Genomic DNA, 12694 nt, shown 5'->3' on the forward strand with positions numbered 1-12694 from the left:
CTTTACGCGAATCGGCTTAGTCATTGACGCAAGATGTTGATCGTTCTAGAACATTCAAGGAACATCATGGCAGTCGCGGCAGAGCAGGAAAAGACGATGCTGACCAAGAAGCAAATCCAGCTGCTTGAATTCATTCAGGCGCGCATGGCCCGCGATGGCGTGCCGCCCTCTTTCGACGAGATGAAGATCGCGCTGGACCTGCGTTCGAAATCCGGCATCCACCGGCTGGTGACGGCGCTGGAGGAGCGGGGCTTCATCCGCCGCCTGCCCCACCGCGCCCGCGCGCTTGAGATCGTCCGCCTGCCCGACACGCTCAGCAAGGGATCGGGATTCCGCCCCCGCGTCATTTCGGGCGACGCGGCCGAACGCGCGACGCCGCAACCCCGCGGCGCGATGGAGGTCTCGGTTTCCGCGATCGACCTGCCGGTCATGGGCCGCATCGCCGCCGGCGTCCCGATCGAGGCGATATCGGAGGTTTCGCACCATATCGCGGTGCCCAGCTCGATGCTGACGACGCAGGACCACCACTATGCGCTGGAGGTCAGGGGCGACTCGATGATCGATGCCGGGATCAATGACGGCGATGTCGTTGTCATCCGGGAGCAGGATACCGCGGATAACGGTGACATCGTGGTCGCGCTTGTCGAGGGGTTCGAGGCGACCTTGAAGCGCTACCGCCGCAAGGGAGGCATGATCGCGCTGGAAGCCGCCAACTCCGCCTATGAAACCCGCGTCCTGCCCGAGGAGAAGGTGCTGGTGCAAGGGCGCCTTGTCGGATTGATCCGCAGCTACTGATCCGGCGCCGGCTTTCGGGCCGGCCTTCACTTTGCGGGCAGGCCGGCCCGACCGGCGTTGCGGCGAGGCGGTTGCTGCGATAACCATATGCGCGAAAACCGGCACCAAGGATTACCTATGCGCGTTCTGACGCTCCGCATCATCGCTCTCGTCATGGCATTCGCGCTGCCCGCGCATGCATTTGACACCAACGCCCGTGCGGCATGGGTCTATGACGTCGCAACCGGCACCGTGCTGATGGAGAAGAACGCGGACGAGCCGCTGCCGCCCGCCTCCATGTCCAAGCTGATGACGCTCAACATGCTGTTCGAGGCATTGCATGACGGGCGCGTCGCCATGGACACGACCTTTCCCGTCTCGACCAAGGCCTGGCACATGGGCGGCTCGAAGATGTTCGTCGAGCCTGCGGACCGGCCCACGGTCGAGGAATTGATCCACGGCATCATCATCAATTCCGGCAATGACGCCTGCGTCGTCGTCGCCGAAGGGCTGGCGGGTACCGAGGAAGCCTTTGCCCGCCTGATGAACGAACGCGCCAAGCAGCTTGGCATGACGAATTCGCATTTCGCAAATTCGTCGGGCTGGCCGGATCCGCAGCACCGGATGTCGATGCATGACCTCGGCATCCTCGCTGCGCGGCTGATCACCCAGTTTCCCGAACTCTACAAGAATTTCGCGCTGACCGAATACAACTACAAGGGTCGGGTGCCCTCGAATGCCAACAACCGTAACCCCTTGCTGCGCCTCGGTTCCGCCGACTGGAAGGCCGACGGGCTGAAAACCGGGCACACGCAGGAGGCGGGTTATGGCCTCGTCGGCTCGGCCGTGCAGGGCGACCGCCGGATCATCTTCGTCGTCACCGGCCTGCCGAGCGAGCGCGCCCGTTCCGAGGAAGCCGAGCGGATCGTCAACTGGGGCTATCGCCAGTTCACCATGCGCACCATCGTCCCCAAGGGCGAGATCGTGGCGCAAGCCCCGGTCTGGCTGGGCGATGTCGGCCGGGTTGGCCTCACGACCGAGGACGGGGTCAAGGTGCTGCTGCCCGCCGGCTCGCAATCGGGCGTGACCGCCGAGGCGGTGTTCAACGGCCCGATCGAGGCGCCGATCACCAAGGGCGACAAGCTGGGCGAGCTTCTGGTCAATATCCCCGGCGCCGGTCAATCGCGCCTGCCGCTGATCGCGGCCAGCGATGTCGGCCGCGCGGGCGTGTTCGGACGGCTGCAGAACGCGGCCGAGCGGCTGGGCGAGCGCGCGATGAAAGCCGCAACCAACTGACCGGGCCGATGTTCATCAGCTTCGAAGGGATAGACGGCTCCGGCAAGTCGACCCAGGCCCGCCGGCTGGCCGAAAGCCTGCGCGCGCGCGGGCGCGAGGTCGTCCTGACCCGCGAACCCGGCGGCAGCCCCGGCGCCGAGGAAATCCGGCGATTGCTGGTCGAAGGGGGCGAGGATCGCTGGTCGCCCGAGACCGAGCTTCTGCTCTTCACCGCGGCGCGGCGCGACCATGTCGAGCGGCTGATCAACCCCGCCCTCGCGCGGGGGGCCATTGTCATCAGCGACCGCTTCGCGGATTCCTCGCGGGTCTATCAGGGCCTCGCGCGGGCCGAGAATCGCCGGCTGGTCGAGGAATTGCACCGTCTGGTGATCGGGATCGAACCCGACCTGACCTTCATCATCGACATCGCGGCCGAAGTTTCACTGGCGCGCGGCGCCCTGCGCGGCGGGGCCGAGGACCGGTTCGAAAGCATCGGGCTGGGCTTCCAGCAACGCCTGCGGCAGGGTTTCCTCGACCTCGCGTCGGAAAGCGCCGGGCGTTTCCGCGTCATCGACGGCAACGGGTCCGAGGACGAGGTCGCCGCGCGCGTCCTTGCTGCCCTGCCGTGACGGCCGAGGATCTGCCCGAAGCCGACCGCGTCGCGGGTGCGCCGCATCCGCGCGACAGCCGGCAGGTGCTGGGTCAGGATGCCGCCGTTGCCGATTTCCTCGCCGCGGCCGCGGCTGGCCGGATGCATCACGGCTGGCTTCTGACGGGTCCGCGTGGGACGGGCAAGGCGACGCTGGCCTGGGCCATGGCGAAATGGTTGCTGGCGGGGGGCACGCCCGACCGGCTCGGGGTCGATCCCGAAGCCCCGGTCGTCCGCCGCATCCGCGCGCTCTCCGAGCCGCGGTTGCTGCTTGTCCGTCGTCCCGTGGACGAGAAATCCGGTCGCCTGCGGGCCGAGATCACGGTGGACGAGGTGCGCCGGCTGCAATCCTTCTTCCACATGTCCGCAGCCGAGGGCGGGCACCGCGTCGCCATCATCGACGCCGCGGACGAGATGAACCTTGCTGCCGCGAATGCGCTGCTGAAGCAGCTTGAGGAGCCGCCGCGCGACGCGACGCTGATCCTTGTCGCGCATCAACCCGGCCGCCTGCTACCGACCATCCGCTCGCGCTGCCGCGAGCTTCGCCTGCATCCGCTGGGAGCCGCAGAGATGGGCCGGATCCTCGGCGATCTGGGGATAGAAGGCGATGCCGGACGGCTCGGCGCGCTGGCTGGCGGATCGGCGGGCGAGGCGGTCCGGCTGGCCGCGCAGGACGGGCTCTCGGTCTATGCCTCGATCGTCAGGCTTTTCGCCGATTTCCCCCGCATGGATCGCCGCGCCGCCGCGAGCCTTGCCGAGATCGCGGCTGCCCGCGCCGGGGCCGAGGGCGATCCCTTCGATCTGGTCGTGACGCTTCTCGACCGTTTCCTGACCCGCGCCGCGCGAACCGGCCTGCTTGGCGCCCCCCTGCCCGAGGCGGCGCCGGGCGAGGCCGAGGTGCTGAGCAGGATTTCGCCCGATCAGCGGGCAGCGCAACTCTGGGCCGGCGCGCAGGCCGAGCTTTCAGCCCGCGCGCGGGCCGGGCGGGCCGTGAACCTTGACCCTTCCGCTCTGGTCATGGATATGCTGATCGGGCTTGCAAATCAGCCTGCCGCATAAAAGGCCCGCCTTGCCGGGAAAAAGCCAGATGTCCGATAGCTCCGCCCTCCCCGAACTCGTCGACAGCCACTTTCACCTCGACTTCCCGGACTTCGCCGGTGAGGAGGCCGAGATCATCGCACGCGCCAAGGCCGCGGGCGTGCGCCGCATGGTCACGATCTGCACCCGCATGCGCAAGGAACCCGAGGTGCGCGCGCTCGCCGAGGCGCATGAGGGCCTGTTCTACACCGCCGGCACCCATCCCATGCATGCCGCCGAGGAGCCGCTGGTCGCGGTCGAGGAACTGGTCCTGCTGGCGCGGCATCCGAAATTCCTGGGCTATGGCGAAACGGGGCTCGACTATCACTACAGCCGGGACAGCGCGATCATCCAGGCCGAGAGCCTGCGCATCCATATCGAGGCGGCGCGCCGCACCGGCCTGCCGCTGATCATCCATTCGCGTGACGCGGACGAGGACATGGCCCGCATCCTGACCGAGGAGCACCGCGTCGGCGCCTTCGATTGCGTCATGCATTGCTATACCAGCGGCCCCGAACTCGCGCGCATCGCCATCGACCTCGGCTTCTACCTGTCGATGTCGGGGATCGCGGCCTTCCCGCGTTCGACCGAAATCCGCGACATCTTTGCCGCGGCCCCGCGCGACCGCATCCTTGTCGAGACCGACTCGCCCTATCTGGCGCCCCCGCCCTATCGCGGCAAGCGCAACGAACCCGCCTATGTCGTCCACACCGCCCGCGTGGGCGCCAAGGCGCTCGACATGACCGAGGCGGAATTCGCCGCCCTGACCACCGCGAATTTCGACCGGCTCTTCTCCAAGGCCGCTCGATGATCCGAGCCACGATTCTCGGCTGCGGTTCGTCCGGCGGGGTGCCGCGACTGGGCGGCCGTTGGGGTGAATGCGACCCCGGGAATCCCCGGAACCGGCGGCGGCGCTGCTCGCTTCTGGTCGAGCGCGAGGGGCTGGAGGGGATTACCCGCGTCCTGATCGATACCGGTCCCGACCTCGTTCCGCAGCTTCTCGATGCGGGGATCGGCGAGATCGACGCGGTGGTCTATACCCATGCCCATGCCGACCATATTCACGGCATCGACGATCTGCGCCAGATCGTGTTCAACACCGGCAACCGGATGCCGGTCCATGCCGACGCAGAGACTGCCGAGGCGCTGATGAGCCGCTTTGGCTATATTTTCGAGACGCCGCCCGGCTCGTCCTATCCTCCGATCTGCCGGATGAACCTGATTACCGGCCCGGTGGAGATCGCGGGCGCCGGAGGTCCGGTCACGCTGCTGCCTTTCGAGGTGGAACACGGCGACACCACCGCGCTGGGGTTCCGCATCGCCGCGGAAGGCGGCGGGCTGGTCTACCTGCCCGATGTCCTCGACATCCCCGAGGCGGCGTGGCCCACCATCCTTGGCACCGAGATCTTCATCTGCGACGCCTTGCGCCGGAAGCCGCATCCGAGCCATGCCCATCTGGCGCTGACGCTCGCATGGATCGCGCGGTCGGGCTGTGCGCAGGGCGTTCTCACCAACATGCATATCGACCTCGATTACAACGATGTCATGGCGGAAACGCCCGAGAACGTCATTCCCGCCCATGACGGACTGGTTCTGCATCTGAAATGACCGTTCTTTTCGACGTCATCCTTCCGGTCTTCATCATCATCGGTTTCGGCTATCTGGTCGCCTGGCGGAAGATGTTCACCGAGGTGGCGGTCGACGGGCTGATGCGCTTTGCCCAGAACTTCGCGGTGCCGGTGCTGCTGTTTACCAATGTCGCGCGACTGGATCTGTCGAAGGACGTGAATATCGGCATGTGGATCGCCTTCTATGCCGGGGCGTTCCTGTCCTATTTCCTCGGCTGGGGGCTGGCGCGGGTCTGGCTGAAGCGCAGCCCCGAGGATGCGGTCGCGATCGGTTTCTGCTGCCTCTTCTCGAACTCGCTGCTGCTCGGGATCCCGATCATGGAGCGCGCCTATGGCGCCGAGGCGGTGGCAGGGAACGTCGCGATCATCGCGATCCACTCGCCCCTGCTTTATACTTTCGGCATCACGATGATGGAGGTGACGCGGGCACGCGGGCAGAGCTTGCGCGTCGGGCAGATCGCGATGCGGGCGCTGTCGGGCGTGCTGCATACGCCGCTGATCATCGGCATCCTGTGCGGCGCGGTCATGAACTTGCTGCTGAGCGCGGGGCTGGTCCTGCCGCAGGGCTTCTGGGCGGCCTCGGACATGATGGCGCGGGCGGCGCTGCCCGCCGCGCTGTTCGGACTTGGCGGCGTCCTTCACCGCTATCGGCCCGAGGGAGACAGCATCGCCATCGCGCTTTGCTGCATCTGCTCGCTGGTGGTCCATCCGGTCACGACCTATGGCCTCGGCCTCGTCTTCAAGCTGCCGACGGAGGCCATGCGCTCGGCCGTGATCACGGCCAGCATGGCGCCGGGGGTGAACGCCTATCTGTTCGCGGCGATCTACAATTCCGCAAAGCGGGTCGCGGCCTCGACCGTTCTGGTCTCGACTGCGCTTTCCATGCTGACGATCTGGTTCTGGATCTCGGTCCTGCCGTGAGGCGGTCTGGCGGGGCAGGTTCCGCCTCCGGCGGGGGTATTTGGGAAACGGTGAATGCGAGCCTGTGCCTAGCTTGGGGTCACGCCCCTTAGCCGTTCGGACCGGCGGCGCAGCATCTCGACCACCGTAAGAAGCGCGACGGAGAAGATCACCAGGAGCGTGGCCACGGCGAGGATCGCAGGTGAGATCTGCTCGCGGATGCCGTTCCACATCTGGCGGGGAATGGTCTGCTGGTCGGGACCGGCGATGAAGAGGACCGCGACCACCTCGTCGAAGGAGGTCACGAAGGCGAAGAGCGCGCCCGAGATCACGCCCGGCAGGATCAGCGGCATGATGACGCGGAAGAAGGTTGTGCGTGGATTGGCCCCGAGGCTGGCCGCGGCCCGCGACAGCGACTGGTCGAAACCGATCAGCGTTGCGGTCACGGTGATGATGACGAAGGGGATGCCCAGCGTCGCATGGGCCAGGATGACACCCAGATAGGTGCCGGCGAGCCTGCCGCATTGCGGGTTCAGGCCGATCCAGCTTAGCGGCGCGCAGGGGTTCGAGTAGAAGAAGAACATCCCCGTCGCGGTGATGATGATCGGCACGATCATGGGCGAGATCAGGATCGCCATGATCGCGCGGCGGAACGGCATCTCGGGGCGCGAGAGGCCGAGGGCCGCCAGCGTGCCGAGGACGGTCGCCACGATGGTCGAGAAGAAGCCGATGATCATCGAGCTTTTCGCCGCCTGCACCCATTTCGCGTTCTGCCAGGCATCCGCCCACCAGCTGAGGTCGCGGGGCGCCTCGGGCCGGACCATGCCGAAGGTCAGCAGGCTGTCATACCAGCGCATCGAATATCCCTCGGGGTCGAAGGACAGCATCTTGTCGGTGAAGGTGAAATAGGGCTCGGCATTGAAGGAGAGCGGGATCACCACCACGATCGGCGCGATCAGGAAGAAGAAGATCGCCGCGCAGATCGCGATATAGGCGTAGTGCCAGGCTTTCTCGAGCGGCGTGGCATAGGTCGGAAGTGCCATGGCGGTTACCCCAGCTTCAGGTTGTCGATGCCGACGAGGCGGTCATAGACCCAGTAGAGGATCAAAACCCCGGCCAGCAGCAGGGAGGCCAGCGCGGCGGCCATGGACCAGTTCAGCGTCTGCGTCATGTGCATCGCGATCAGGTTCGAGATGAGCTGCCCCGAAGAGCCGCCGACCAGCGCGGGCGTGATATAATAGCCGACCGCGAGGATGAAGACGAGAAGCGCCCCTGCCCCGAGCCCCGGCAAGGTTTGCGGGAAATAGATGCGGCGGAAGGCCGTCCAGCTTGTCGCGCCGAGGCTGCGCGCCGCGCGGACATAGGACGGGTTGATCGTCCGCATCACCGAATAGAGCGGCAGGATCATGAACGGCAGCAGGATATGCGTCATCGCGATGATCGTGCCGGTCTGGTTGAAGATCATCTGCAACCGTTGATTGTCTTTGATGATGCCGAGCCAGACGAGGATGTCATTTACCACCCCCTGTTGTTGCAGCAGCACCATCCAGGCCGTCGTCCTGACCAGAAGCGAGGTCCAGAACGGCAGCAGGACGAGGATCATCAGCAGGTTCGACTTGCGCATCGGCAGCGTGGCCAAAAGATGCGCGATCGGGAAGCCGAGCAGGAAGGTCGTGCCGGTGATCACCAGCGAAAGCCAGAAGGTCCGCATGAACAGCTTGAGATAGATGCGCTGCTCCTCGGCCACCTGCACGATATTGCCATTGTCGTCCCGGGTCCGGTCCATCGCGGCGAGGTAGAAGTTGGCGGTATAGGCCGAGGATGCCTCGCGCATCACGGACCAGAGGCGCGGATTGCCCCAGTCCTTGTCGATCTCGAGCATCGCCTCGCGATAGGGCGGCTCCAGCCCGTCCCGCACCTTGCGCCCGGCCGAGGTGAAAAGCGAGCGCGTCCCCGGCAGGTCATAGTTGATCCGCGTGCCGACCACACCGATGGTGCGCGCCTTGGCCGCCGCCTGAAGATCGCCCGCGAGCGCCGCCCAGGCCGCCTCGTCCGGCTCGGCTCCGCGCGGGTTCTCGTGAAACCACGCCGACATCTGCGGCATATTGGCCGAAAAGCCGTCATTCTTGACCGAACGCTGCAGCATCTGCCCGATCGGCACGACAAAGGTGAGCAGGATGAACAGCAAGAGAGGCAGGACCAGAAGGAACGCCCGGCGACGGGCGCGGCGCGAGCTTCGCGCCAGCGCGCGGGCCAGCGGTTGCCCGTCCGCCGTTTTCAGCGTGCCATCGGACAGAAGGCCGGTGGCCTCGGTCACGATGGCGGCGTGAGGGTCGAGAGCGTTTGCCATCAGGATCCTTCAGCAGCGATATTCGAAAGTTGAAAAAGCCGCCGCCCTGCGAGGTCGCGGGCGGCGGCGCGACTATTCAGCCCGCAGCCAGCCAGGAGTTGAAGCGCTCGGACATCTCGGCCTGATGATCGGCCCAGAATTCCGGGTCGTCCATCACCGCAGTCGTCATATACTCTGGGTTGGTCGGCATATGCGGGCCCATGTCGGTCTTGCCGTCCTGATACTTGCCGACCAGCGCGGCCGAGCTTTTGCGGGACGGACCATAGGCGATCCATTTCGCCTGATCGGCAAGGCGCTGGGTGTCGGTCGCGAATTTCAGATATTCCATCGCGGCCTCGGGATTGGGCGAATCCTTGGCAATCGCGAACATGTCCATGTCCATGTATTGCCCGTCCCAGATGATCTCGAACGGCTTGCCCTCGGCCACCATGGCGTCGAAGAAGCGGCCGTTATAGCCGGTGGCCATCACCACCTCGCCATCGGCCAGCAATTGCACCGGCTGGGCGCCGGCCTCCCACCAGACCACGTCCTTCTTGATGGTATCGAGCTTCTTGAAGGCCCGGTCGACGCCCTCGGGGGTGCCTAGCGTTTCATAGACCTGATCGGCGGGAACGCCATCGGCGATCAGCGCCAGATAAAGCGTGCGCTTGGGGTTCTTCGGCAGCCCGCGCTTGCCGGGGAATTTTGTCGTGTCGAAGAAATCCGCCGCGGTCTTGGGCTTTTCGCCCGCGAACTTGGTGGTATCGAAGGCGATGACCGTGCCCCAGAAGATATTCGCCACCGCGCAATCCTGAAGGGCGCCGGGGATGAAGTCCTCCACCGCGGGCGTCCCGTCAGGCGCGGCGGGCAGGCTTGCCGGGTCGATCTCAAGCAGCGCGCCCTCGTCGCAAAGCCGGATCGCGTCCGAGGTCTCGATGTCGAAGACGTCGCCGGTGATGTTCTTCGCCTCGACCTGCGCCTTCAGGGGCGTCGCCGGGTTGTCGGCGGCGATCATGTTGACCTTGATGCCGGTCTTTTCGGTAAAGGGCTTGTTATAGGCCTCGACCTGCGACTTCTCGTATGCGCCGCCCCAGGAGACGACATTGACCTCCTGCGCCTGCGCCGCAAGGGCGAAGGTGCCGAGGGCAGAGGACAGAATGAGCATTCTCTTCATGATTTTCTCTTTCTCCCTGTTGGTTGTTCCGGCTGCTTTGGCCGTGGTTCTTGGCGCCATCGGCGCGAATGGGGTCGCGGCGAACATGCCGCCGCGACCAAAAACTCAGTTGGCAAGCCAGGCGTTGAAACGCTCGTTCAGCTCGGCGTCGTGATCGACCCAGAAGTCGAGGTTCGAGGCCAGCGCCTGCTTCATGTTCTCGGCATAGGTCGGCAGGTTCGGACCCATCGGAACATCGGTGCCCTCGATATTGCCGACCAGCGCGGCGGCCGATTTGCGCGGCGGACCATAGCTGATGAACTCGGCGGCGCGGGCCTGCGGCTCGGGCGAGGTCGAGAAGGCGATGAACTCCTTCGCGGCCTCGAGGTTCGGGGCGCCTTTCGGCACGACCCAGCCCTCCATCTCGTAGATCTGGCCGTCCCAGACGATCTTGAAGGGCTTGCCCTCTTTCTGCCCTGCGTCGAAGATCCGGCCGTTGAAGGCATAGGCCATGCTGACCTCGCCATCGGCCAGAAGCTGCGGCGGCTGCGCGCCGGCTTCCCACCAGATCACGTCATTCTTGATCGTACCGAGCTTCTTGAAGGCGCGCTCGACGCCCTCGGGCGTGCCCAGAACCTCATAGACCTGATCGGCGGGGACACCATCGGCCATCAGCGCGAATTCCAGGTTGAACTTGGCGCCCTTGCGCATGGTGCGCTTGCCGGGGAACTTCGCCGTGTCGAAGAAATCACCGGGGCTCGCGGGCTTGGCATCGGCGAATTTGGTGTCGTCATAGGCCAAGATCATCGAATAGACGTCCGTGCCGATGAAACAATCCGTCACCGCCCCGTCGATGAAGTCATCGGCGGCAGGGGTGCCATCGGCCGCGGGGACGAGGATCGATGCGTCGATCTCCTCCAGCAGGCCCTCGTCGCAGAGCCGCACGGCATCGGCATATTCGACCGAGGCCACATCGGTCGAGACGTTGCCCGCCTCGACCTGCGCCTTCAGGGGCGTCGCCGGGTTGTCGGCATCGGCGATCGAGACCTTGATCCCGGTCTTTTCCTCGAACGGCTTGGCATAGGCCTGCACGTGGCTGTTGCCATAGGCGCCGCCCCAGCTCAGCAGGTTCACCTGTTTGTCCTGCGCCTGGGCGCTGGCGGCAATCGCCACCAGCGCAGAGGTGAGGATCAGGGTTCGTTTCATGTCAGTTCCCTCGCTTGTTGTATCGGTTTCGGCTCATACCGGATCCAGCGCCCGCGCATCCTCGGGATGCCAGCCGATGCGGATCGTCTCGCCGGGAGAGAGCTTCACCTGGCCCAGCGTGTTGCGGTATTTCATCACGAAATTGTCCTGCCCGGCGACCTTCAGGCGGGCGCGCAGGATGTCGCCCATATAGACGACGTCGCGCACCTCGGCCTCCAGCGTATGGGCGCCGGGCGGCATCAGGTCGGGCTTGAACTCCACCCGCTCGGGGCGGATCGAGACGGTGGTGGCGCAACCGGATTCGCGGATATTGACGGCGGTGGCGTCGATCAGGTCGCCATTGCCCAGCCGGACCAGCGCCTTCTCGCCCTGCAACTGCTCGATCTGGCCTTGCAGCGCGTTGTTCTCGCCGATGAAGCCGGCGACGAAGCTGTTTCCCGGCTGCTCGTAAAGCACCGGCGGCGAGGCAAGCTGCTGGATGCGCCCGTCGTTGAAAACCGCGATTCGGTCCGACATGGTCAGCGCCTCGCCCTGATCATGGGTGACATAGACCACGGTGATCCCCAGCCGGTCGTGCAGCGCCTTGATCTCGAACTGCATATGCTCGCGCAACTGCTTGTCGAGCGCGCCAAGCGGCTCGTCCATCAGCACCAGCTCAGGGTCGAAGACCAGCGCGCGGGCCAGCGCGATCCGCTGCTGCTGTCCACCCGAAAGTTGCGCGGGCCGCCGGTTCGCGAATGTCGACATCTGCACCATGTCGAGCGCGCGCGCCACGCGGCTGCTGCGTTCGGCCGAGGTCATGCCCCGCACTTCCAGCGGGAAGGACAGGTTCTCGCCCACGGTCATGTGCGGGAACAGCGCATAGCTCTGGAACACCATGCCGATGCCGCGCTTATGCGGCGGCACGTCATTGATATTGCGCCCGTTCAGGCGAATTTCGCCATGGGTCGCCGTCTCGAATCCGGCCAGCATCATCAGGCAGGTGGTCTTTCCCGAACCCGACGGACCGAGCATCGTCAGAAACTCGCCCTTGCCGATGCTGAGGTTGAGGTCTTTCACGACCAGAGTCTGACCGTCATAGCTTTTCTGCACATGATCAAAGACGACAAATGCGTCGTTCGCGGCTGCGACTGCCAAATGCGGGTCTCCCTGTTTCTCATAGTTCTTGTTTTCCGCCATCCAAGCCTATGCGCCGCTCGCGCAGGATTGCAACTGACATGTGCAAGCTACAGGCAGCACCCTCCCGCTGCCGCAAAACCGTGCATGACGGCAGGGCCGGTGCCGCCGGGCAATGACGACCGGCCCGAAGCCGAAAGGCCAAAGGACAAAGCCGGTTGGAAGATTGGCGAAATCGGCGCGCGGCCCGCCAAAGCGTGTCGGGGCCGGATTTGCGCACAGGCTTTGGGCAATGGCGCCGAGCGCGTCCCGCCGGATCCCCGGCGCCGCGCAATCATACCATATGGATGACGCAAAACGCCTATAGCCAAGCCCGCCGCGCAGATCGCGAAAGGCTGTTCAGAGCTGAAAATCTCGAGCGGAGAAAAAACGAAAGGCCGGCTTTCGCCGGCCACTTTCGCCATCTGCTACTTGGTGCGGTCGAGAAGACTCGAACTTCCACTCCGGTTAGGGAACAGCGACCTCAACGCTGCGCGTCTACCAATTCCGCCACGACCGCATTTCGTAGCTAGCGCCTCTTAGACGGT

At 65.2% G+C, this 12694-nt stretch carries 12 protein-coding genes and 1 tRNA gene; 7 read left to right on the forward strand and 6 right to left on the reverse strand.

Annotation, left to right across the window (positions count from 1 at the left end; all coding sequences use genetic code 11):
- Nucleotides 1-96 precede the first annotated feature (96 nt).
- From lexA to VNQ78_RS15770, 7 genes are all read left to right on the forward strand, one after another.
- Complete coding sequence (lexA, locus tag VNQ78_RS15740; RefSeq protein ID WP_325691614.1) at nucleotides 97-795, forward strand: transcriptional repressor LexA; 699 nt, start codon at nucleotides 97-99, stop codon at nucleotides 793-795.
- Nucleotides 796-912: 117 nt separating this feature from the next.
- Nucleotides 913-2070: a D-alanyl-D-alanine carboxypeptidase family protein gene (locus tag VNQ78_RS15745; protein ID WP_325691453.1), complete on the forward strand. Its 1158-nt coding sequence runs from the start codon at nucleotides 913-915 to the stop codon at nucleotides 2068-2070.
- A gap of 8 nt (nucleotides 2071-2078) precedes the next feature.
- Nucleotides 2079-2678: a dTMP kinase gene (tmk, locus tag VNQ78_RS15750; protein ID WP_325691455.1), complete on the forward strand. Its 600-nt coding sequence runs from the start codon at nucleotides 2079-2081 to the stop codon at nucleotides 2676-2678.
- A complete protein-coding gene (locus tag VNQ78_RS15755; protein WP_325691457.1) occupies nucleotides 2675-3757 on the forward strand; it encodes a DNA polymerase III subunit delta' in 1083 nt (360 codons plus the stop codon). Before tmk ends, VNQ78_RS15755 begins: the two co-directional genes overlap by 4 nt.
- Before the next feature lie 28 nt (nucleotides 3758-3785).
- Nucleotides 3786-4586 carry a TatD family hydrolase gene (locus VNQ78_RS15760; RefSeq protein ID WP_325691459.1) on the forward strand — a complete coding sequence of 267 codons (801 nt, stop codon included), beginning with the start codon at nucleotides 3786-3788 and terminating at the stop codon, nucleotides 4584-4586.
- Nucleotides 4583-5383: an MBL fold metallo-hydrolase gene (locus VNQ78_RS15765; RefSeq protein WP_325691461.1), complete on the forward strand. Its 801-nt coding sequence runs from the start codon at nucleotides 4583-4585 to the stop codon at nucleotides 5381-5383. The genes VNQ78_RS15760 and VNQ78_RS15765 overlap by 4 nt, the downstream gene beginning before the upstream one ends.
- Nucleotides 5380-6324, forward strand: a complete 945-nt coding sequence (locus VNQ78_RS15770) for an AEC family transporter (RefSeq protein WP_325691462.1) — start codon at nucleotides 5380-5382, stop codon at nucleotides 6322-6324. Before VNQ78_RS15765 ends, VNQ78_RS15770 begins: the two co-directional genes overlap by 4 nt.
- Before the next feature lie 68 nt (nucleotides 6325-6392).
- Here the strand turns inward: VNQ78_RS15770 and VNQ78_RS15775 are convergent, their stop codons facing one another.
- From VNQ78_RS15775 to VNQ78_RS15800, 6 genes are all read right to left on the reverse strand, one after another.
- On the reverse strand, nucleotides 6393-7346 hold the full coding sequence (locus VNQ78_RS15775; RefSeq protein WP_325691463.1) for an ABC transporter permease: 954 nt from the start codon (nucleotides 7344-7346) through the stop codon (nucleotides 6393-6395).
- Between the two features lie 5 nt (nucleotides 7347-7351).
- Nucleotides 7352-8653: an ABC transporter permease gene (locus VNQ78_RS15780; protein ID WP_325691465.1), complete on the reverse strand. Its 1302-nt coding sequence runs from the start codon at nucleotides 8651-8653 to the stop codon at nucleotides 7352-7354.
- 76 nt (nucleotides 8654-8729) lie between these two features.
- Nucleotides 8730-9806 (reverse strand): ABC transporter substrate-binding protein, encoded by a 1077-nt coding sequence (locus VNQ78_RS15785; RefSeq protein ID WP_325691467.1) that lies wholly within the window; start codon nucleotides 9804-9806, stop codon nucleotides 8730-8732.
- A gap of 105 nt (nucleotides 9807-9911) precedes the next feature.
- Nucleotides 9912-10991: an ABC transporter substrate-binding protein gene (locus tag VNQ78_RS15790; protein WP_325691469.1), complete on the reverse strand. Its 1080-nt coding sequence runs from the start codon at nucleotides 10989-10991 to the stop codon at nucleotides 9912-9914.
- A gap of 33 nt (nucleotides 10992-11024) precedes the next feature.
- Nucleotides 11025-12170: an ABC transporter ATP-binding protein gene (locus VNQ78_RS15795; RefSeq protein ID WP_414694093.1), complete on the reverse strand. Its 1146-nt coding sequence runs from the start codon at nucleotides 12168-12170 to the stop codon at nucleotides 11025-11027.
- A 409-nt stretch (nucleotides 12171-12579) separates the two neighbouring features.
- A tRNA-Leu gene (locus VNQ78_RS15800) sits at nucleotides 12580-12666 on the reverse strand.
- Between the last annotated feature and the right edge of the window lie 28 nt (nucleotides 12667-12694).

The sequence above is a fragment of the Paracoccus sp. (in: a-proteobacteria) genome (assembly GCF_035556475.1).
In the GTDB taxonomy this organism is placed as follows: Bacteria; Pseudomonadota; Alphaproteobacteria; order Rhodobacterales; family Rhodobacteraceae; genus Paracoccus.